This is a genomic window from Sinomonas terrae, assembly GCF_022539255.1.
Lineage (GTDB): Bacteria > Actinomycetota > Actinomycetes > Actinomycetales > Micrococcaceae > Sinomonas > Sinomonas terrae.
This window is the reverse complement of sequence record NZ_JAKZBV010000001.1, coordinates 2533598-2549873: the sequence shown is the minus strand read 5'-3', so window position 1 is coordinate 2549873 and position 16276 is coordinate 2533598. Positions and strand designations below refer to the sequence as shown.

General features: G+C 68.2%; 12 protein-coding genes. 6 read left to right on the top strand and 6 right to left on the bottom strand.

Going from position 1 to position 16276, the window contains the following annotated elements; all coding sequences use genetic code 11:
- The first annotated feature begins 176 nt into the window (after positions 1-176).
- Positions 177-770, top strand: a complete 594-nt coding sequence (locus L0M17_RS11840; protein WP_043123121.1) for a MerR family transcriptional regulator — start codon at positions 177-179, stop codon at positions 768-770.
- Positions 771-849: 79 nt separating this feature from the next.
- On the opposite strand, the gene L0M17_RS11835 is transcribed toward L0M17_RS11840, so the two are convergent.
- Positions 850-1674: a ParA family protein gene (locus tag L0M17_RS11835; protein WP_241054161.1), complete on the bottom strand. Its 825-nt coding sequence runs from the start codon at positions 1672-1674 to the stop codon at positions 850-852.
- Between the two features lie 211 nt (positions 1675-1885).
- Between L0M17_RS11835 and L0M17_RS11830 the strand changes: the two genes are divergently transcribed.
- Both L0M17_RS11830 and L0M17_RS11825 read left to right on the top strand, forming a co-directional pair.
- On the top strand, positions 1886-5287 hold the full coding sequence (locus L0M17_RS11830; protein WP_241054160.1) for a pyruvate carboxylase: 3402 nt from the start codon (positions 1886-1888) through the stop codon (positions 5285-5287).
- A 140-nt stretch (positions 5288-5427) separates the two neighbouring features.
- Positions 5428-6813, top strand: a complete 1386-nt coding sequence (locus L0M17_RS11825; protein WP_241054159.1) for a MinD/ParA family ATP-binding protein — start codon at positions 5428-5430, stop codon at positions 6811-6813.
- Positions 6814-6831: 18 nt separating this feature from the next.
- Here L0M17_RS11825 and L0M17_RS11820 read toward each other — a convergent pair whose 3' ends face one another.
- On the bottom strand, positions 6832-8646 hold the full coding sequence (locus tag L0M17_RS11820; protein ID WP_241054158.1) for an AMP-dependent synthetase/ligase: 1815 nt from the start codon (positions 8644-8646) through the stop codon (positions 6832-6834).
- Between the two features lie 142 nt (positions 8647-8788).
- On the opposite strand from L0M17_RS11820, the gene L0M17_RS11815 reads away from it, so the two are divergent.
- Complete coding sequence (locus L0M17_RS11815; protein ID WP_241054157.1) at positions 8789-9853, top strand: ROK family glucokinase; 1065 nt, start codon at positions 8789-8791, stop codon at positions 9851-9853.
- Between the two features lie 58 nt (positions 9854-9911).
- Here the strand turns inward: L0M17_RS11815 and L0M17_RS11810 are convergent, their stop codons facing one another.
- Genes L0M17_RS11810 through L0M17_RS11800 form a run of 3 tightly spaced genes read right to left on the bottom strand, consistent with a single transcriptional unit; the run spans position 9912 to position 11969 of the window.
- Complete coding sequence (locus L0M17_RS11810; RefSeq protein ID WP_241054156.1) at positions 9912-10442, bottom strand: hypothetical protein; 531 nt, start codon at positions 10440-10442, stop codon at positions 9912-9914.
- Positions 10439-11194 (bottom strand): alpha/beta hydrolase, encoded by a 756-nt coding sequence (locus tag L0M17_RS11805; protein WP_241054154.1) that lies wholly within the window; start codon positions 11192-11194, stop codon positions 10439-10441. The genes L0M17_RS11810 and L0M17_RS11805 overlap by 4 nt, the downstream gene beginning before the upstream one ends.
- A 1-nt stretch (position 11195) precedes the next feature.
- Entirely contained in the window at positions 11196-11969 is a 774-nt protein-coding gene (locus tag L0M17_RS11800) for an alpha/beta hydrolase (protein ID WP_241054153.1), read from the bottom strand.
- A 67-nt stretch (positions 11970-12036) separates the two neighbouring features.
- Between L0M17_RS11800 and L0M17_RS11795 the strand changes: the two genes are divergently transcribed.
- A complete protein-coding gene (locus L0M17_RS11795; RefSeq protein WP_241054152.1) occupies positions 12037-12777 on the top strand; it encodes a lysophospholipid acyltransferase family protein in 741 nt (246 codons plus the stop codon).
- Between the two features lie 53 nt (positions 12778-12830).
- Positions 12831-14222 (top strand): class II 3-deoxy-7-phosphoheptulonate synthase, encoded by a 1392-nt coding sequence (locus L0M17_RS11790; protein WP_241054151.1) that lies wholly within the window; start codon positions 12831-12833, stop codon positions 14220-14222.
- Between the two features lie 26 nt (positions 14223-14248).
- On the opposite strand, the gene pknB is transcribed toward L0M17_RS11790, so the two are convergent.
- Positions 14249-16276 carry a Stk1 family PASTA domain-containing Ser/Thr kinase gene (pknB, locus tag L0M17_RS11785; RefSeq protein ID WP_241054150.1) on the bottom strand — a complete coding sequence of 676 codons (2028 nt, stop codon included), beginning with the start codon at positions 16274-16276 and terminating at the stop codon, positions 14249-14251.

Genomic DNA, 16276 nt, shown 5'->3' with positions numbered 1-16276 from the left:
TGCTTTCGCTTCCCGTCGGTTCTAACGTCGTCGTTGGAAGCTCCCATTGCATCGCCGACTGGCTGGGGTGACACTGGTAGTTGCACTGCTGGATGTAATTACAGTGCTGCTCTTCAGTAGCCTCCCTCTCTGGGGCGGTGCAGCATCCCCGCGGGGGGCGAGAGAAGGAGGGTGACGTGAGTCCCAAGGGCGAGTCGGGAAAGCTGCGTCAGATCAGCGGACCCGGCGCTGATGTCCCCGTCGGCGAGCAGGGCCTGTTGTTCAGTGAGGACCTGCCTGTGCTCGACGAAGAAGCGGGCTACCGTGGCCCTACCGCGTGCAAGGCGGCAGGCATTACGTATCGGCAGCTCGACTACTGGGCCCGCACCGGCCTCGTCGAACCGACGGTCCGCGGCGCCGCTGGCAGCGGATCGCAGCGGCTGTACGGCTTCCGTGACATCCTTGTGCTCAAGGTCGTCAAGCGCCTTCTCGACACGGGGGTGTCGCTGCAGCAGATCCGGATCGCCGTCGGGCACCTACGCGAACGCGGGGTCGAGGACCTCGCCCAGATCACCCTCATGAGCGACGGCGCCTCAGTCTATGAGTGCACGTCGGCGGATGAAGTCATCGACCTTGTGCAAGGCGGTCAGGGCGTCTTCGGGATTGCAGTCGGCCGCGTGTGGCGCGAGGTCGAGGGCAGCCTCGCCGAACTGCCCAGCGAGCACGCCGAAGACCAGACATTCCCGGGCGACGAGCTCGGCCGGCGTCGGGCTGCCCGGAAGACCGGCTGACGCACCGACAACGAGAGACCAACGGAAAGGGCACCCCGCTGGGGTGCCCTTTCCGTTGCCTGGATCTTGAACTGAACCGTCAGCGAGAGGCGCGAGGACGGAACTCCTGGCTCTGCTTGATGACAGCCTTGAGCAGCTGGTCGTAGAGGGCGGCGGTCGTGCGCGCCGCGTCTCCCGGCCAGTGGTGGACTGCGTGGGCCGCGCCCTGGATCTGCTGCCAGTTAGCGAGTTCGGGGATGTGCGGGGCGAGGAGGAGAGGGCCGAACATCTGCTTCATCTCCTCGAGCCGGTAGGCATGCTCAGTCGAGGAGGCGCGCACCCGGTTAGCAATGATGCCCGCGGGCGCGAGCTTCGGGGCGAACTCCTGACGGAAGAGCTGGATTGCCCGCATGGTCCTCTCGGTGCCGGCGACCGAGAACAGCCCCGGTTCCGCGACGAGGAGAACCCGGTTGCTGGCGTTCCACGCCATCCGGGTCAGACCGTTGAGTGACGGCGGGCAGTCGATGAGCACGAGACCGTAGTCGTCGAGCCCATCGAGCATCTGCGAGAGACGGCGGAGGTCGCGGCGGCCGAGGTCGGGGCGGTCGTACAGGCTGCTCAGGGATCCACCGAACGCAACATCGAGCTTGCGGGTACCCCTGCCCTCGAGGCTGGCCGCTCGCCGGACCCAGCTGCTGCTGACGATGTTGTCGAAAAGCTTCACCCGGCGCGGAGATTTCAGCATCCGGCCGACCTCGAGCTTGCCCTCCGAGGCCACCCCGAGGGCGGTAGAAGCATCGGCGTGGGGGTCGAGGTCGACGACGAGGGTCGGGATTCCGGCGGCGAGTGCCGCCGATGCCAGTCCCGTGGTCACAGACGTCTTACCAACCCCACCTTTGAGGCTGCTGATGCTGACTACTTGCACTGGAGAATCCACACCTATCCGCTGGCCGACTCTCCACCATCTTAGTGGGGCCGGGGGACCGTTCAGGGCCACACGCCGGGCCTTCGGTCACGCACATTACAAGCCGGGACGCAGGTGATTCCGACCACACGGCGTTGAGTTGGTAGTTTGCTGGTGTAGAGACTAGGCACCACCTAGCCGCACCCTTCAGTGCCCCCGATCAGGAGTCGACGTGTTCTCGAAAATTCTGGTGGCCAATCGCGGAGAGATCGCTATCCGAGCGTTCCGCGCAGGCTACGAACTTGGTGCCAAGACCGTTGCCGTATTCCCCTACGAAGACCGCAACTCAATCCATCGTCAGAAAGCGGACGAGGCCTACCTCATCGGCGAGGAGGGCCACCCTGTTCGCGCTTACCTGGACGTCGAGGAGATCATCCGCGTCGCCCAGGAAGCCGGCGCGGACGCCATCTACCCGGGCTACGGCTTCCTCTCTGAGAATCCCGGGCTTGCGCGCGCCGCGGCGGAAGCTGGCATCACGTTCGTCGGGCCGCCGGCCGAGGTCCTCGAGCTCGCAGGCCACAAGGTCCATGCGCTTGAGGCCGCCCGCAAGGCGGGAATCCCCGTGCTCAAGTCAAGCGCGCCGAGTTCCAACGCCGACGAGCTCATCGAAGCTGCTGATTCGATCGGCTTCCCGATCTTCGTCAAGGCCGTCGCCGGCGGGGGCGGGCGTGGAATGCGGCGTGTCGATACGCGAGAGGCCCTTCCCGAAGCGCTCAACGCCGCGATGCGCGAAGCGGACGCCGCCTTCGGCGATCCGACGGTCTTCCTCGAGCAGGCCGTCCTGCGTCCCCGCCACATCGAGGTCCAGGTTCTCGCGGACGGCGAGGGCAATGTCGTGCACCTGTTCGAGCGCGACTGTTCCCTTCAGCGCCGCCACCAGAAGGTCGTCGAGATCGCTCCCGCGCCCCAGCTCGACGAATCAATCCGTCAGGCCCTCTACGCGGATGCGGTCAAGTTCGCGAAGGCTCTCGGCTATGTCAACGCAGGGACCGTCGAGTTCCTCGTCGACACCGTCGGGGACCGCGCGGGCCAGCACGTGTTCATCGAGATGAATCCCCGCATCCAGGTCGAGCACACCGTGACCGAGGAGGTGACGGACGTCGACCTCGTCCAGGCGCAGCTCCGCATCGCCTCCGGCGAGACCTTGGCGGACCTCGGCCTCTCGCAGGAGTCGATCCACCTCAAGGGCGCGGCGCTCCAGTGCCGCATCACGACCGAGGACCCGGCAAACGGGTTCCGCCCCGACGTCGGGAAGATCACCGGCTACCGCTCCGCGGGCGGCGCGGGGGTGCGGCTCGACGGCGGCACCGTCTACCAGGGGGCGGAGATCAGCCCCCACTTCGACTCGATGCTCGTCAAGCTCACGTGCCGTGGGCGCGACTACCCGACTGCGGTCAAGCGTGCGCGTCGCGCCCTCGCCGAGTTCCGAATCCGAGGGGTGTCCACCAACATCCCGTTCCTTCAGGCCGTGCTGGACGACAAGGACTTCGTCGCAGGAAACGTCGCGACTTCCTTCATCGACGAGCGGCCCGAACTGCTTCACGCACGGAGCTCCGCAGACCGCGGAACCAAGCTGCTCACGTGGCTCGCCGACGTAACCGTCAACAAGCCGAACGGCGAGCTCACGGTGCACGCTGATCCGCGCGATAAGCTCCCTGCCGTCGATCTGTCGAGTGCGCCCGCCGGCTCACGGCAGCGCCTCCTCGAACTGGGTCCTGAGGGCTTCGCGAAGGCCCTCCGCGAGCAGACCCCGGTCGCGGTGACCGATACGACGTTCCGGGACGCGCACCAGTCGCTCCTTGCGACCCGCGTCCGGACCCGCGACCTCGTCGCGGCGGGCCCGGCGGTCTCGGTCCTCACCCCGCAACTGCTCTCGGTGGAGGCGTGGGGCGGGGCGACCTATGACGTCGCGCTCCGCTTCCTCGGCGAGGACCCATGGCAGCGCCTTGCTGCCCTCCGCGCCGCCATCCCGAACATCTGCATCCAGATGCTCCTCCGTGGCCGCAACACTGTCGGCTACACCCCGTACCCGGAGGAGGTCACCGACGCCTTCGTCAAGGAGGCCGCCGAGACCGGAATCGACATCTTCCGCATCTTCGACGCGCTCAACGACGTGAACCAGATGGCGCCCGCGATCCGCGCTGTGCGCGAGACGGGTACTGCCGTCGCAGAGGTGGCCCTGTGCTACACGGGTGACCTCCTTGACCCGAACGAGAAGCTCTACACTCTCGACTACTATCTCGACCTCGCGCAGAAGATCGTCGACGCCGGGGCGCACATCCTCGCGATCAAGGACATGGCGGGGCTCCTGCGTCCGGCCGCGGCTGCGAAGCTCGTGACCGCCCTGCGCGAACGGTTCGACCTCCCGGTCCATCTGCACACGCACGACACGGCGGGCGGACAGCTCGCGACGCTCCTCGCCGCCGTGGATGCCGGGGTCGACGCCGTCGACGTCGCCTCGGCGTCGCTCGCCGGCACGACAAGCCAGCCCCCGGCGTCGGCCCTCGTTGCCGCCCTCGCGCACACGCCGCGGGACACCGGCATCTCGCTCGAGTCCGTGAGTGCGCTCGAGCCCTATTGGGAGGCCGTGCGCCGCGTGTACGCTCCGTTCGAGTCCGGCCTTCCGGGCCCGACCGGGCGCGTGTACCGCCACGAGATCCCGGGTGGCCAGCTTTCGAACCTGCGCCAGCAGGCCATCGCGCTGGGCCTCGGCGAGCGTTTCGAGGCGATCGAGGACATGTACACGGCGGCCGACCGAATTCTCGGTCACCTCGTGAAGGTCACACCGTCGTCGAAGGTCGTCGGAGACCTCGCGCTCCACCTTGTCGGCCTCAACGCGGACCCGGCCGAGTTCCAGGAGAACCCGCAGAAGTACGACATCCCGGACTCGGTCATCGGCTTCCTCGGCGGCGAGCTCGGCGACCCGCCCGGCGGCTGGCCCGAGCCATTCCGCAGCAAGGCGCTGCAGGGGCGCACTGTGAAGGTCCGTGAGGAGACCCTGAGCGCCGAGGATTCCGAGGCCCTCAGCGCGGACTCCGCAACGCGCCGCGCAACGCTCAACCGGCTCCTCTTCCCCGGCCCGACCAAGGAGTACCTCGCCAACCGCGAGACGTACGGCAACCTGTCCGTGCTCGACACGCGCGACTACCTGTACGGGTTCCAGCGCGGCAAGGAGCACGTGATCGAGCTCGAGCGTGGGGTCCGGCTCATCGCGCAGCTCGAGGCCGTCTCCGAGCCCGACGAGAAGGGCATGCGGACGGTTCTGGCCCTCCTCAACGGCCAGTCGCGGCCGGTATCGGTCCGCGACCGCTCGGTCGAGAGCAATGTCGCGCAAGCGGAGAAGGCCGATCCGACCAACCCGAACCACGTTGCCGCGCCATTCGCCGGCGCCGTGACGGTGACGGCCAAGGAAGGCGATGTCGTCAAGGCGGGAGATACCGTCGCCACCATCGAGGCGATGAAGATGGAGGCATCCATCACGACCCCGGCGGCAGGTACTGTCTCGCGGATCGTGATGAACGGCGTGCAGCAGGTCCAGGGCGGCGATCTCCTTCTGGTGGTCAAGGGCTCCTGAGCCGGCGCGGGAACCACCCGCTACACTGGCTGCGGTCGAAGAGCCGGGGCGGGCGGCGCAATGGTGCCGCCCGCCCCGGCTCTTCGCAAGACCTTGATCAAGCCTTCACCGAGGTGAGCAGCCGAGCCTGAGCGGGAGCCATGACCGACGAGAAGAAGCATGAGAACGATGCTGCCCAGCACGACCCTGCCCAGCACGACGGCGCCGAGCATGATGGTGCTGTCCACGATGGCGCAGTGCACGACGACGCAGTGCACGACGACGCAGTGCACGACGACGCAGGGCACGACGACGCTGGGCACGACGGCGCAGTGCACGATGACGCTGGCAGCGTCGCCGAGGAGACGGGCACGCCCTTCGAGGTGGTGTCGGTAGCGGACGCCCACGAGCGCGCCTCCGCGGGTTCCCTCGCGGGATTCGCTCTGCCCCCATCGATGGCCGGTGCGTCTGTTCCGCCCGCGCCGGGCAAGCCCCCGGCCGGCTACCTTCAGGTGTCCTCGCGCGCCCCAGAGCAGCTGCCGGAGCCCGAAGCTGCCGAGACTCCCGACCCCGTGCCTTCGGACGAGCACCCGCCCAGCGAGCGGCGGACGCGCCCCGAAGGGCCGGAACCGGCGTCGTCGCTTACGTCGGACCGGCTCATCGAGAAGACGGCGGTGGCGCCCGAGGCGGGCTGGCGCCTCTGGCTGTACAGGCTCACCCTCGGCTATGTGAATGTGGGCGACCCGGATCATGTACGGCTGCGGCGCGCCCTCGAACACCGCATCGCCACGCGTTTGGGGGAGCGGACCCGGTTCGTTCCCGTGCTCTCGCGCAAGGGCGGAGTGGGGAAGACCACGGTGACAACCCTCCTTGGCATGGCCCTCGCTGACCTGCGTGAGGACCGTGTCATCGCTTTGGACGCGAACCCGGACCGTGGAACCCTTTCGGACCGCAACCCGGGCCGCGCAACCCACACCGCTCGCCATCTGGTCAAGGACCGCTTCTCGGTCGATTCATTCGCACAGCTCTCGGAGTACACCGCGCGCGAGGGATCGCGCTTGGACGTGCTCGCCTCTGACCCCGACCCCATGGTCGCGCACGCGTTCGACGACGGCGACTACCGCGCGGTGACGGACGTCCTCGGGCGCTACTACTCGATCGTCCTCACCGATTCCGGAACCGGGATGGTCCATTCGGTGATGAAGGGCACGCTTGAGAAGGCCGACGCCGTGGTCCTGGTGTCCGGCGGAAGCGTCGACGAGGCCCGTCTCGCATCCGAGACCCTTACCTGGCTTGAGGCCCACGGGCGTGAAGACCTCGTCAGGAAGGCCATTGTCGTCATAAATCTCGGTGCGGGTGACGGTACTCGAGTCGATATCGACGAGATCGAAGAGCACTTCCGCACCCGAGTGGCCCACGTTCTCCGGATCCCGCACGACCGCCATCTCGCGGAGGGCTCACAGATCGAGTTCGGCAAGCTCCGGGAGACCACTCGGGCCGCCGCGACCGAACTCGCCGCCCTCGTCGTGGACGAGCTGGTCGGCTGAGCTGAAGGCAGCCTCGACTCAGACCGAGGCTGCCTTCGGCGCCGCGTAGATCTCGTCCACGACAGCCCCGAAGTCTGCCATGATCTGGGCGCGCTTCACCTTGAGCGAGGGCGTGAGGTGCCCGGATTCCTCCGTGAAGTCCGTGGGAACGATCCGGAAGGCCTTGATCGCCTCGGCTTTGGAGACGGACTCGTTCGCCCGGTCGATCACGGTCTGGACGTGGTTCCGCACCGTCTCGTTCTCCGCAGCCGCAGCGAGACCCATGGACTGCAGCTCGTGTCTTTCGAGCCACCCCGGCAGGGCTTCCTCGTCGAGAGTCACGAGGGCGGCGATGAAGGGCCGTCCCTCGCCCACGACCACGACCTGCGAGACGATCGCATCGGCGCGGATCTGGTCCTCGAGCGGTGCCGGGGCCACGTTCTTCCCGCTGGCCGTCACGATGAGATCCTTCTTGCGGCCCGTGATGGTGAGGAAGCCGTCGTCGTCGAGCTCGCCGATGTCGCCCGTGTGGAACCAGCCGTCCGTGAAGGTTTCGGCCTGCAGCTCGGGCAGCTTGTAGTACCCGCGCATGACGCACACGCCCTTGGCGAGGATCTCGCCGTCGTCTGCAATACGCACGGCATTGCCGGGGAGGGGGGCGCCGACGGTGCCGATCTTGACGAGGGACGGCGTGTTGACGCCGATCGGGGCGGTGGTCTCGGTCAGGCCGTAGCCCTCGAGCACGAGCAGGCCAATTCCGTGGAAGAAATGGCCGAGCCGCTTCCCGAGGGGACCGCCGCCCGAGACTGCGTAGCGGATGTGGCCGCCCATGGCCGCGCGCAGCTTCCGGTACACGAGCACGTCGAAGAGCCGGTGCCGAAGCCGGAGGGGCAGGCCCGGGCTGCCGCCGTCGTCGTGCGCCGCCGACCAAGCAATCGCGGTCTCGGCGGCGAGCGCGAAGATCCGACCCCTGCCCTCGTTCTCGGCCTTCGTGGTGGCGGAGTTGTAGACCTTCTCGAACACGCGGGGGACAGCCAGGAGGAACGTGGGCTGGAAGCTCTGCAGATCGGGGAGCAGGTTCTTGATGTCCGGGGTGTGGCCCACTTGGATCCCCGACGCGACGCAGAGCACCGAGATGAACCGCGCGAAGACGTGGGCGAGGGGCAGGAACATGATCGTCCTCGCCCCCGGCGCGAAGACCTGTGGCACCGCGGCGATGGTGTTCTCGGAGAGGCCGACGAAGTTGCCGTGGGTCAGCTCGCAGCCCTTGGGCCGGCCTAAGGTTCCCGAGGTGTAGATGATGGTCGCAAGCGAGTCGAGGGTCGCGGCGCTTCTGCGGGCCTCGAGCTGCTCGTCGCTCACCTGCTCGCCTGCCGCTCGGAGCTGGTCCAAGCCTGCGGGCGTCATCTGCCAGACGTTGCTGACGGGTAGGTCCTCGGACTCGATCGCGAGACGGATCATGTCCTCGTGGTGGGCCGTCTCGCCGAAGGCGGCGACAGCCTCCGAGTTGCCCAGATTCCATGCGACCTGTGAGGGCGAGGACGTCTCATAGATCGGCACCGATACGGCGCCGGCAAACCAGATGGCGAAGTCGACGAGCACCCACTCGTAGCACGTGCGTGCCATGACGCCCACGCGGGCGCCCTGCCCGACCCCACTCGCGATGAGCCCCTTCGCGAGTCGCTCGACGTCGGCGCGGAACTCGGTCGCCCGGACATCGCGCCAGGCCCCAGAGGGATCCCGGCGGGCGAAGAGAGCAGGGTCCGCAGGCTTCTCTGCCTGCTCGATCAGGAAATCTGTGATATTCCGTGCAACCGCGTGGGGGACAAGGGGCGGGACGATCTTCTCGCGCACGTTCACTCCTTTGTTTGCCCTCGAGAGGTGCGTACCTCAACCATAGCCAAGGCCACTCCCGGTGTGGCTCGTGCCACGTTTCGAATGCTACTGGTCAGTAACATTACTCGGCGAGCTTTGGGTCCGCCACTAGACTGGCTCGGTGCCTACTCCGCGACGCCCGTTCCCGCCCCGTCGACCAGCAGGCCCGCGGCTCCGCCGGCGCGGACTCGCAATCGGGATCGACATCGGCGGGACGAAGGTCGCGGCCGGGGTGGTGGACGCCGAAGGCCAGATCGTCCGGGAGGCACGGCGTGCGACGCCGGGCTCGCAGCCCCGCGAGGTGGAGCGGGTCATCGTCGAACTCGTCAACGAGCTGAGCGTCGAGCACCGCATCGCGTCCGTCGGCATAGGCGCGGCCGGCTGGATGGATCTCGAGGGCGGCACCGTGCTGTTCAGCCCTCATCTCGCCTGGCGAAACGAGCCGTTGAGGGACAACTTGGAACGGCTCCTGCGCCGTCGGGTGCTTCTGACGAACGACGCCGACGCCGCCGCCTGGGCGGAATGGCGCTTCGGCGCGGGGCGGGGCGAGCAGCGGCTGGTGTGCATCACCCTCGGCACGGGGATCGGCGGCGCCATGGTGATCGGCGGCAGGCTCGAGCGGGGGCGCTATGGCGTGGCCGGGGAATTCGGGCATCAGGTCATCATGCCCGGAGGGCACCGATGCGAGTGCGGCAACCGCGGCTGCTGGGAGCAGTACGCCTCGGGGAATGCGCTCGGACGTGAGGCCCGGGAACTGGCACGGGCCAATTCGCCCGTGGCACAGGAGCTCCTCAAAACCGTGGGCGGGGACGTCGACGCCATTACTGGAGCGGTTGTGACGGAGCTCGCCCGAAAGGGCGACCAAGCCTCGCATGATCTCCTCGAGGACGTCGGGGAGTGGCTCGGCCTTGGCCTCGCGAATCTCGCCGCGGCCCTCGATCCCGGCACCTTCGTGGTGGGTGGCGGCCTGTGCGACGCGGGGGATCTCCTCCTCGAGCCCGCGCGGCGCGCGTTCGCCCGGAACCTAACGGGTCGCGGCTTCCGCCCGGCGGCTCGCATCGAACGGGCCGAACTCGGGCCTCAGGCGGGACTCATCGGTGCTGCTGACCTCTCGCGGGTGAGCCCGCGGGCGGGCTGGGCTGCATCAGGCTCGGGCCCACGAGCCGGTTGGCCCGCCGGACGCTGATTCGTCGCCGGACGCAGATTCGTCGCCGGACGCTGATTCCTCGTCAGATACCGAGCTCTCAGAGGCGAGCGCCGTCGTCGTCCTCGTCCTTCTCCCGGGGCAAGCGCATGATGAGGTAGCCCACGGAGCCGATGAACGCCGCCACGAGCACCGCAATGGCCCACGCCGGGATGTCCCTCCAGAAGAGGGCCGAGAGCAAGAGGCCCACGGGCGAGCCGAGCGCGCCGAGCCAGGCGAGTACAACGGCGGGATCGGCGCCCGCGAGGATCGGCTCGGGCTCCTCGGGCACGAACTCGCCGTCGCCTTCCGGCTCGTCGTCATGGAACGCTTTGCCGCGGGGCCGGGCAAGTCCGAAGGGGTCGAATTCCTCGAAATTGGGTGTCTGGGCGTCGTCCTCGGCCTGCTCGAGTTCGCGCACCGCTGCGGCGCGCTCGGCCGCCGAGGGCTCCATGGGTGCCGGCCCGAACTCCTCGTCCGCGAATCCCGGTCCCAATCGGGGGTCGTCGGCCCTCAGCCGCGCGACGAGGTCGCGCCAGATGTCGTCGTCGGCAGCGTGGTTGGCGCGGTCCGGGTCGGGACGCCCGTTCATGCGTGCTCCTCGGTGTGCTCGGGCTTGGGGGCAGCGGAGGCCGTGACCTCCCGGATGAACGCAGCGGACCGCGTGAAGATCGACTCGGCGTCGTTGTCGAGGGTCGCGACGTGGTAGCTGTCCGGCAGCCTCACGAAACGAAGATCGGAGCCGCCGTAGCTGCGCGTGATGGCACCCACGCTGCGCTCGCTCGTCACGACGTGGTCGACGGCGGAGCGGAACACCTGGAGCGGCGCCGTCACCCGTGGTAGCAGCTGGACGGTGTCGCGGAAGAGGAGCTTGACCTGATGGGCGGCGGCCACGGGAGTGCGATCGTACGCCTGCTCGTCCTGTCCCGGCCGCTTGATGTCGTTGCCGATTGCCGGGACGGACCGCAATGCGTAGCGCATGACCCCGGAGATGTGGGATCGGGGATCGTCGACGACGAGCGCAGGGTTCACTACCGTGACGGCGGCAATGGGGTGCAGCGCGGCGAGGCGCAACGCGAGTGCGCCCCCCATCGAGAGGCCAGCGGCGACGACCACCGGGCACTCCTCGGCAAGCTCGAGGTACGCCGCCTCGTACGCGTCGTACCATTCCCGCCATGTGCGCTTCGCGAGGTCCCCCCACGTCGTACCGTGGCCTGGGAGCAGCGGGGTCACGACCCGGAAGCCCTCCACCCTGAGGGCTTCCGCCCATGGGGCAACCGGAGCGAGGCTACCCGTGAAGCCATGGCTCAAGGCGACGCCGACCATCGCCGAGACGCTGTTCATGTCAAGCATTATGCCCCGATCGGGTTCCGGGCGCGCGAGTCTCATGACCTGCCGCGCATCGCGCGAAGAACTCGGCGGTGCGGGCGACGATGAGGGGTGCCTCGATATCCCGCGTCGCGACGTGGGGACTGTGGTGCAGTGGCACGAAGTCCACCTCGTGGCTTGAGACCGTCTGCAGAATCCGGCGCACGGACGACGGCGGGATGACCGGATCGACGTCGGACTTGAAAGCGATGAGCGGAGCCGTGACGCGGGGCAGGCAACGCGCCGTATCCCGGAACAGGAGCCGGAGTTCGTGGACGGCCGCGAGAGGCGTGACCGGGTAATCCCCCTCGTCCCCGACCGGGTTGGGGGCCGCCGCTTCGTCGATGGGCAGCGTCGTACGGCGGACGAGTCGGATCACCCCGAGATAGCGGACGCGCCAGTCGTAGAACCCGAGCCCCGGATTGACGACGGCGACGCCGGCCACGTCCAGCCTCGTGGACGCTCTCAACGCAAGGGCCCCACCCATGGAAAGCCCCGCAACGAACAGCAGGTCCGTCCGCGCGGCCACGCGGGCGCAGGCGTCCTCAAAGCACTCCGCCCATTCGCGCCAACGCCTGCCCTCGAGGTCCCGCCAGTCGGTTCCGTGGCCGGGGAGGAGAGGCACCTCGACGTCGAAGCCGCGCGCCGCAAGTCCTTCGGCCCAGGGCAAGACCGACGACGGCGCACCCGAGAACCCGTGGCAGATCGCCACGCCGCAGCGGGGCTGGGAATCATCGGCGCGCGAAGTCATGGACTCATCGTGGCATCGCTAGAGTGAAGTCAGGAAGCACGCTCGCGCTGTCGACGGAAGGCAAGCGTTGATCTACTGGATTCTGAAACGGATCTTCATCGGGCCAATCGTCAGACTGCTGTTCCGGCCGTGGGTCAAAGGTCGCGCGAATGTGCCGGAGGCGGGCGCGGCGATCCTCGCGTCCAACCACCTCTCGTTCTCGGACTCGATCTTCATGCCGCTCATGGTCCGCCGCCCGGTCGTGTTCCTCGCCAAGCAGGAGTACTTCACCGGCGCGGGGCTCAAGGGGCGCCTGACCGCTGCCTTCTTCAGGCTCACCAATCAGCTTCCCATGGACCGCTCTGGCGGCTCGGCCTCGGCGGCATCGCTCGGGGCGGGGGCGCAGGTTCTCCGGGGTGGAGGCCTGCTCGGGATCTATCCCGAGGGCACGCGCTCGCCGGACGGGCGGCTGTACCGGGGCAAGGTGGGCGTCGCCCGCCTCGCCCTCGAGGCGCGCGTGCCGGTCGTTCCCGTGGCGATGATCGGCACCGAGAAGGTCCAACCCATCGGCCAGAGATTTCCGAGCATCCGACGGGTCGGCGTGATCTTCGGACAGCCCCTCGACTTCTCGGAGTTCTATGGGAGCGCCGACGACAGGGCCGTTCAGCGGGCAGTCGCCGACCGGATCATGCAGGAGCTCCAGCGCCTCTCGGGGCAGGAGTATGCCGACGTCTACGCAGCCACCGTCAAGGCGCAGCTCGCTGCCGAAGAGGCCGCGCGCAATGCCGTGGAAAAGGCGCGCGGAGAGGAGACGACGGCGGGTACATGAGGCGCCGTCGTCATGCTGCTTGGGGGGCGACGCGGCTGAGCTAGCCTTGTCTCGTGACTCAACTCTCCACGCCCCCGCCGGCCCCTTTCACGAGCACCTCCCAGAGCGGTGCCGCGGATTATCCGGGTCTCGACGAATGGCGCTCGCTGCCCGTGTCGCAACAGCCATCGTGGTCTGACGCCGACGCGTTCGAGCGCTCCGTCGCCGAGCTTTCGATCCTCCCGCCGCTCGTGTTCGCAGGCGAGGTCGACCTCCTGCGGCACCGGCTTGCCGACGCGGCCCAGGGGCGAGCGTTCCTGCTTCAGGGCGGCGATTGCGCGGAGACCTTCGAGGCTGCCACGGCAGACCGGATCAGCGGGCGGATCCGCACGATCCTCCAGATGGCCGTGGTCCTGACATACGGCGCGGCAATGCCCGTGATCAAGATGGGCCGCATGGCGGGCCAGTTCGCGAAGCCGCGTTCTTCGGACGTGGAGACGCGCGAGGGAGTCACTTTGCCCGCGTATCGCGGGGACATCGTCAACGGCTACGACTTCACGCCGGAGTCACGTGCGCACGACCCGCGGCGGATGCTGCAGGCGTACCACACCTCGGCCGCAACCCTGAACCTCATCAGGGCGTTCACCCAGGGCGGCTTCGCGGACCTGCGGCTCGTCCACGCGTGGAACCAGGGCTTTACGAGGAACCCCGCTCACGCCCGCTACGAATCGCTCGCCCGCGAGATTGACCGCGCCGTCAAGTTCATGGACTCGTGCGGGGCCGATTTCGAGGCCCTCAAGCGCGTCGAGTTCTTCGCGAGCCACGAGGCGCTCCTGCTCGACTACGAGCGCGCCTTGACCCGCATCGACTCACGCACGGGCCTTCCGTACGACACCTCGGGCCACTTCCTCTGGATCGGCGAGCGCACCCGGGACCTCGAACACGCGCATGTTGACTTCCTCTCACGCGTCCGCAACCCGATCGGCGTCAAGCTAGGCCCGAATGTCACGGGCGACGACGCGCTGCGGCTCATCGACAAGCTCGATCCCGAGCGTGAGCCGGGCCGGCTCACCTTCATCACCAGGATGGGCGCCAAGAACATCCGGGAGAAGCTCCCACCCGTCGTTGAGAAGGTCACCGCGTCCGGCGCACAGGTGCTGTGGGTCACGGACCCGATGCACGGCAACACCGTGACGTCCCGCAACGGCTACAAGACGAGGCGTTTCGACGACGTCGTGGACGAGGTGCGCGGCTTCTTCGATGTCCACCACGCGCTGGGCACGGTGCCGGGCGGCCTCCACATGGAGATGACGGGCGACGACGTCGCGGAATGCCTCGGTGGCTCGGACCCCATCGACGAGGCGGCCTTCGAGGACCGCTACGAGTCAGTGTGCGATCCTCGGCTCAACCACATGCAGTCCCTCGAGATGGCCTTCCTCGTCTCGGAGGCGCTGACCCGAGACTGACCGCTAAGGCCGGCGATCACGCTCGCCTAGACGACGGTGAGCGTGATCGTCGACCCCTCCGGAACATCGCGGTCCACCGGATCCTGTGCGCGCACGGTGCCGAAGAAGCCGCCGAGGATGTTCTCTACCTTGACGGTGAAGCCGAGCTTCTCCAGGGCGGCCTGCGCGACGCTCGCCTGCTGGCCGACGAAGTTGGGCACATGGACCATGCGCGGGCCCTTTGAGAGGGTCAGCGTCACGGTCGAGCTCTTGGGTGCGTTCTGGCCTGCAGCCGGTGTCTGAGCGGCGACTGAGCCTGCGGGGACGTTGCGGTCGAAGACGGGAGAGTCGGCGATCGCCGGCTGAAGCCCTGCAGCCTGGAGAGCGGCGACGGCATCGTCCTGGTTAAGCCCGACGACGCGCGGAACCGCGACGGGCTGGGGTCCCTTAGAGACGGTGAGCGAAATCGCAGTGCCGTGCTTGACGGGAGTCCCCGGTGGCGGGCTCTGGGACATCACCGTCCCCGGCGCCGCGCTGTCGCTGTACGCCTGAGCTACCGTGCCGAGGGACATCTGCGCGTCTGAGAGCGCCGTCTTGGCCGCGTCGAGCGATCTGTTGGTCAGGTCCGCGAGGGGAAAGAGCTGGGGTCCCTTCGACACCATGACTTGAACGCCCTCGAACTTCCGGATCTGGCTGCCTGCGCCTGGATCACTCGCCACGACGAGGCCTGACGAGACCGTGTCGTCGTAGACGTCGTGCGTCGTGAAGGCGAGCCCCGCCTGCTGAAGGAGCGACTGGGCCTGCGGGACGGTGAGGTCCTTGACGGGCGGCACGGTCGCGAGGGCGCCGGGGCCGAAGCCGAAGAACCAGCCGACGGCCGCGGCGAGGAGGGCGAGGACGACGACGATGGCGAGCCAGATTGCCCCGCGTCGCCGGGGATTTCCCTTGCCGAGCTGATGAGTGGGCCGAGCAGCTGCGGCGCGTGCGGCGCGGTCCTCCGCCCTTGCCTGACGCCTCTGCTCGCGCGGACTGAGAGGGGCGGCGGGAGCGGGCCGCGGCATGACGCTCGTGTGCCCGGAGCCCATGGCGCTGATGACCTCCGTGCCCTGGGCGAGAGCCTGGGTCCGACTCCCTCCCATCTGCTCCGTGAGCGACTCGTCGGGTCCTAGGAGGCTCGTGGCGGCCTCGGCCGCGCGCGCCTTCGCGCCGGGAGCCCGGTAGTCGAGCTGTTCGTCAGTGAGGGAACGCCTGATGTCGCGGACCTCGCCGAGCAGTGCAAGAGCGCTCGGCGGCCGGCCGTCCGGGTCCCTTCGGGTCATCCACCCGACGAGTTCATCTAGCTCCGGCGCAAGTCCCGGTGCGAGCGTCGAGGGGGCCGGAACGTCCTCATTGACGTGGCGGTAGGCGACATAGCTCCGCTCGCCACCCGTGAACGGCGGGCGCCCGGTCAGCATCTCGAACAGCATCACGCCCGTGGCGTAGAGGTCTGTGCGGGCGTCAACCGGCCGCCCCGTGAGCATTTCAGGCGCGATGTACTCCGCGGTCCCGAACAGGGTGTCCGTCACGTTGGTGGCGGCGAGGCTGCGAGCGAGTCCGAAGTCCCCGACCTTGACCCGGCCGTCGTCCGCGAGAAGCACGTTCGCGGGCTTGACGTCTCGGTGGATGATCCCTGCGGCGTGCGCGGCCGCGAGTCCTTCCACCACAGCATCGATGAGAGCGAGCGCCTGCTTCGGTGCGAGGGCGCCGGTCTCGTCGAGCAGTTCCCGGAGGGTCCGTCCGGGGATGTACTCCATGACGAGGTACAGGACTCCGCCATCCTGGCCACGGTCGAGCATGGAGACGACGTGGGGATGCGAGAGCTGTGCTGCAGCGATGGCCTCGCGCTCGAAGCGTTCCGCGAAGTTCCGGTCCCGGCTCAGATGCGGGTGCAGGACTTTGAGGGCGACGCGCCGCTTGAGCTTCGTGTCGGTGGCGAGATAGACCGTCGCCATCCCGCCCGTCCCGAGCAGCGACTCAACCTCGTAGCGGCCGCCTACGAGGCCGCCGACGAGGCCGTCTGTGTGCTGTCCGTTCAC